Origin of the sequence: Thiolapillus sp., assembly GCF_048562965.1 — a bacterium.
In the GTDB taxonomy this organism is placed as follows: domain Bacteria; phylum Pseudomonadota; class Gammaproteobacteria; order Chromatiales; family Chromatiaceae; genus Thiolapillus; species Thiolapillus brandeum_A.
The window spans coordinates 1-4,455 of the sequence record NZ_JBHNMF010000276.1; the positions used below are offsets into that span (position 1 = coordinate 1).

Sequence of the window (4,455 nt, forward strand, 5' to 3'; positions counted from 1 at the left end):
TCAGCACCTCGCCGACGAATTCCTCATTCGACAATCGCTCCGGAGAAATCAGAATGGCGTCTACCTTATCCGCCAGCATCGCCGCATTGATCTCCGGCCAGTTCTCCTGATTGGTGGAATTTATCGTCTCCGCGCGGATACCCAGCCGGTTCGCCGCCTCGATCTGGTTGCGCATCAGCGCCAGCAGGGGAGAAATAATAACCGTCAACCCCGCGCCACGATCCCGCAGAATACGGGTACTGATGAAATAGACCGAACTCTTGCCCCAACCCGTGCGCTGCACCACCATCAGCTTGCGGCGGTGGTTGACCAGCGCGTCAATGGCTTCCCACTGGCCGGAGCGGAAATGGGCGTTCGGGTTGCCGACAGCGGTTTGTAATAGAGTTTCTGCGGCTTGCCGATCCATCATTAGTACGTGGGCTCCAACTCAATACCCATCTCGCGAAGGAACCTGGACGGCTGTTTTGGCCAACCGAAAACCTGTGTCGAATAAGTCATGGTCAGACTTTCTTGTGCGCGAGTAATGGCCACAAAGCAGTTCCGGCGCTCTTCCTGCATTTCTAGGGAATTATCTCCTTTTTTGACGGCGGCCCAACTGGGAAGCTGATCCTCTACCATGCCCATAAGGTAGACATGTTCGAATTCCATCCCCTTCGAAGCGTGAATCGTAAAACACGGAACCGCTTCTGGCGGCTTTGGTGGTGTTTTGGATGTCAGATCGAGTTCATGGAGCAACTGATACAGACTCACATCGTCCCCTTCGAATTTCTTGGTTATTTCCGCCAAAAGTATTTTCCAGACCTCTCGCTCTTCTTCGAATTCACTACTAAAGGCATTTTCATCGGGATGCGTACTAGCTTGCTTGGCTTCCGCCCACTCAAATAATTTATCCGCGAAGTCACGGTAGTCCAGCGAATTCAGAAGTGGTTTAATATCCACCTCAAGAAGATGTTGGGTACGTTCCTCAAGGCCATTGCGATACTTAACTTCATCAATCCAAGAGCGCAACAAGCCCTTGTCATCGGCGGATGCACGTGAGAGTACCGGAGATAGCTCGATGCTAATGCCCTCTAACTCGTAAAATGCTTTTGAAAGACGTGCAAGTGATTGTTTGTCTTCCCTCGAATTTGCCAAGCGCAGAATTGCGTGCAACATCCTAAGAGGGGCACTTTTGAATTCGTCTTTTCGGGCAGCGAAATATAGGGGCACTCCTGCTTCTTCAAGCTTTCTTCCCGCAAGATCCAGGAGCTTTTTCGTACGGGCAAGAACCGCGCATTTTGCCCGCTCCTCCTTATTCCTTTGTGATATGTCTTGCGCAATCCATTCGGCCTCATCATCGACAGAGCAGAAGTGGTATATCCGCACCACATCGTCTCTATCGTCGTGCTTGACTGCTTTCAACGGCTTTTTCCCAGCTGATCGGTTCAGGTTTCTCTCAATCAGTGCGTTAGCTAATTCAATAACTTGAGGTGGGCAGCGGTAATTTTCTGGAAGCTGTAACTCAGAGACTCCGAAATCATCCCGCAATGCCTGTATTCTTTTAGGGTTCGCGCCGTTCCATTGGTAAATGATCTGATCGTCATCAGCCACAACAAACAGTGTGGATGGATCAGGTTGGACGATAAGCGAGAGAATCTGGTATTGGGAATGGTTGGTATCCTGAAACTCGTCAACGAGGATATGCGTAAAAACCTTGCGGATATGTTTAATAAGGGATGGATACTTGCGAAGTAGGTCCAGAGACTCGGCAATCAGGCTAGGGAAATCAAGCGAATTGTTTCGGCGCAGGGCATCCCGGTACGCCGTGTAAACACGTGCGAGAGGAGCTGAGTTTTCAACGTTTAACTGCTGGAGCAACGTTTCCACCTGATCTGGCGGAACACATTGCTCAAGAAGCCGTGTTATAGCTGGTAGAAGCTGCGCAGCCTTAAAATGATCGGGAAGCGAATATGCAAGATCTTTCCGAAGCTGCCCAAGCACATCATCCAGCAATGCTTCGCGATCGGCATCATTAGAAAGAATCTGGAAATCCGGGCGAAAGTCAAGATGATTTCCGTATTGTTGCAATAACTCCGCTGCATAGGAATGAAAGGTGGTGAGTCGCACTCGACCAAGTTCGCCTGGTATCAGTTCTTCGACTCTGCTGCGCATCTCGGCCGCAGCCTTGTTAGTGAAGGTCAGAGCCAGTATCCGAAAATGCTGACCTCCGGATTCCTCCAGAATTCGTGCAATCCGATAAGTCAAAACACGCGTTTTTCCAGAGCCAGGACCGGCCAATACAAGAAGGGGGCCCTTGTCCCACAATACCGCCTCACGCTGGTTTTCGTTTAGTGAGGATAAATCAATCATGTAGCTTCACCTCCAGCCAACTGAACAACGCGAGTAATAACATCCCTGATTGTTTGAGGGATGGAAACCTCACCACGGTTCTGCACCTCACTTACCAGCGATTGAGCAAAAGCCGGCTTCCCACCCGCACTCTTGATTGCCGCCTTGATCAGGTTTTTGGTTTTCTTTAACTCATCGCCTACTGCATCAGCTTCTATCTGGTTCCTGCGGGCCTCAGAAATCATCCCGCTAATGAAATCCTCGAAACCACCATGCCAAAATTCATGTTCTATGTCCGGATGCGCCAATGCCTTCGCCCTGTCTGCCAGGTTTTCCCCAGCTGCGAGATGATTGTTGGCACGATTTACATAGTCTTGCCCGGCGCGGTCTCCATCCGCCATCAGAAACCACTGAATACCCAATGCCTTGGCGAATTTTATCAGTGGTTCGCCTTTCTCGATAACCTGGCTTATTTCTAGAACCGAGAAGCTGACCTGATCCTGGGAATGCCCCATCACTTCGAAAAGCAACGGCATGAGGTGATAATCCGATTCACCCTCCACAAACAACCAGCAGCGAGAAAACAGGTAATGCCCTCTGGCGAGACGTATGTTGTAGTCAATGGCCTGTAACTCGCGCTCGGTAAACGATCCACTCTCAACCCGCCCGACTTTCGTTTCGCCATTAGCTTTGTAAAGTCTTCGCAATGCCGTGACAGGAACACGAGACACCAGATCGCCCGAGTGGCTGGTCACCATAACCTGTCCGGGCATTTCCTTCAGAAACATACCAAGGGAACGAATTGCCGATGGATGAAGGTGAGCTTCGGGTTCTTCCAGGGCCAGGATCGGCGTAGATTCCGGTGCGTAGGTTTCGGCCAGATTGGCTGCTATAAATGCCTGAAATAGCATTAGCACGGCGAGGCTCTGCGTTCCTTCGCCATGGCGGTGCAAGGGGAGTTTAGCGCCATAACTCGACTTCAGATGCACCTGGATTTTTCCAACCATATCAAAGACTCGTGTGGGAATCGCCTCCAGAGCCACAGGATTGTCAGAATCCAGCGGTACGAGCTTCCCAGCACCTGCGATTTGATTTGTGACCTCGGTCAGGCCAGAATTTGCACCAATTACGGATTCATTGACCTCCCGGAGCATTTTCTCGATCTTTTCCCGCTTATCATCGGGTAGTTGGATAGATTTCAGAAACCCGCTCCAGAACTGACCGCGCTGACCAAATTCCTGAGAAGCGTCGCGAAGCGCTGAAAGGAAGAACAACGGCACGAACCGGGAGAGCAGGTTAAGCGGCGACGCATTCTTGAGAGCCAACTCGTCCCCGCTGGAATTGAGAAAAGACCATTGGGTTTCGAATGATGCCGTCTCTGCCTGAAAGGTGCCCGTGGCTTGCAACCAGATATGATTAAGGCCTGTTGTCACATCCGGTTGGATGACTTCGCTCATCTGCTGGACCACCGCGTCAGGCCATTCGTTTTCCTGCTCCTCGGAAAAATGCAGTGCGACTGAGATTGGCTCCGCCAATTGAGGGGTCGCGGCTGCGTCCTTCAGATGGAAGTCATATTCAGAAAACCGACCACTGCGCCGGACACCAAAGCCTCGCGTCAAAACCAGCCGGATAGCCTCCAGCACTGTCGATTTTCCGGTATTGTTTTCACCGATCAGCACGGTCAAGCTGTCAAGAGGAAGCTCTAGCGAACAAATGCCGCGGAAATTTTTGATTGTGATTTCTTTTAGCTTCATACTGAAATTTCTCCGCTCATCAGGCGGGGCAGGAGTACATCACGTGCCTTGGCGAGGCACATATTCTGTTGTTCCAGTATTGTAATCTGTCGAAAGCTTGGTTCGACTGATTCGTGGAACAGGCTCAACAGTGCTTTCGGTGGCACCACGACCTTTGCCCGCTCGAAATCAACCGGACGCACAGCCGGGTAACCGGCACCAGTCGCGTGATTCACGAGATGTCCTACAAAACTATCAGTTATGGTGAATAAGTAAACTAGAGTTTAGAGTAAGCAACATTGTTCCACCGTATATTTTCGGGTGAAATAAAGTTGCTATTTTGTTCATACTGCCCGTTAGAGCTTGTTCTATACGCTGATTGCTGCATCCTGCT

Annotated in this window: 4 protein-coding genes; all 4 read right to left on the reverse strand. The window is 50.7% G+C overall.

The window, feature by feature from the left end; translation table 11 throughout:
- The coding region (locus ACOCD2_RS13080) for a DEAD/DEAH box helicase (protein ID WP_419618430.1) at positions 1 to 409 on the reverse strand (409 nt) is incomplete at its 3' end.
- Positions 409 to 2,349, reverse strand: coding sequence for an ATP-dependent helicase (locus ACOCD2_RS13085; protein WP_293646638.1), 1,941 nt, complete (start codon positions 2,347 to 2,349; stop codon positions 409 to 411). The genes ACOCD2_RS13085 and ACOCD2_RS13080, both read right to left, overlap by 1 nt.
- A complete protein-coding gene (locus tag ACOCD2_RS13090; protein WP_293646640.1) occupies positions 2,346 to 4,082 on the reverse strand; it encodes an ATP-dependent nuclease in 1,737 nt (578 codons plus the stop codon). The genes ACOCD2_RS13085 and ACOCD2_RS13090 overlap by 4 nt, the downstream gene beginning before the upstream one ends.
- The gene (locus ACOCD2_RS13095; RefSeq protein ID WP_293646642.1) at positions 4,079 to 4,297 is read right to left on the reverse strand and encodes a hypothetical protein; all 219 of its coding nucleotides are present in this window, start codon (positions 4,295 to 4,297) and stop codon (positions 4,079 to 4,081) included. Before ACOCD2_RS13095 ends, ACOCD2_RS13090 begins: the two co-directional genes overlap by 4 nt.
- Positions 4,298 to 4,455 lie beyond the last annotated feature (158 nt).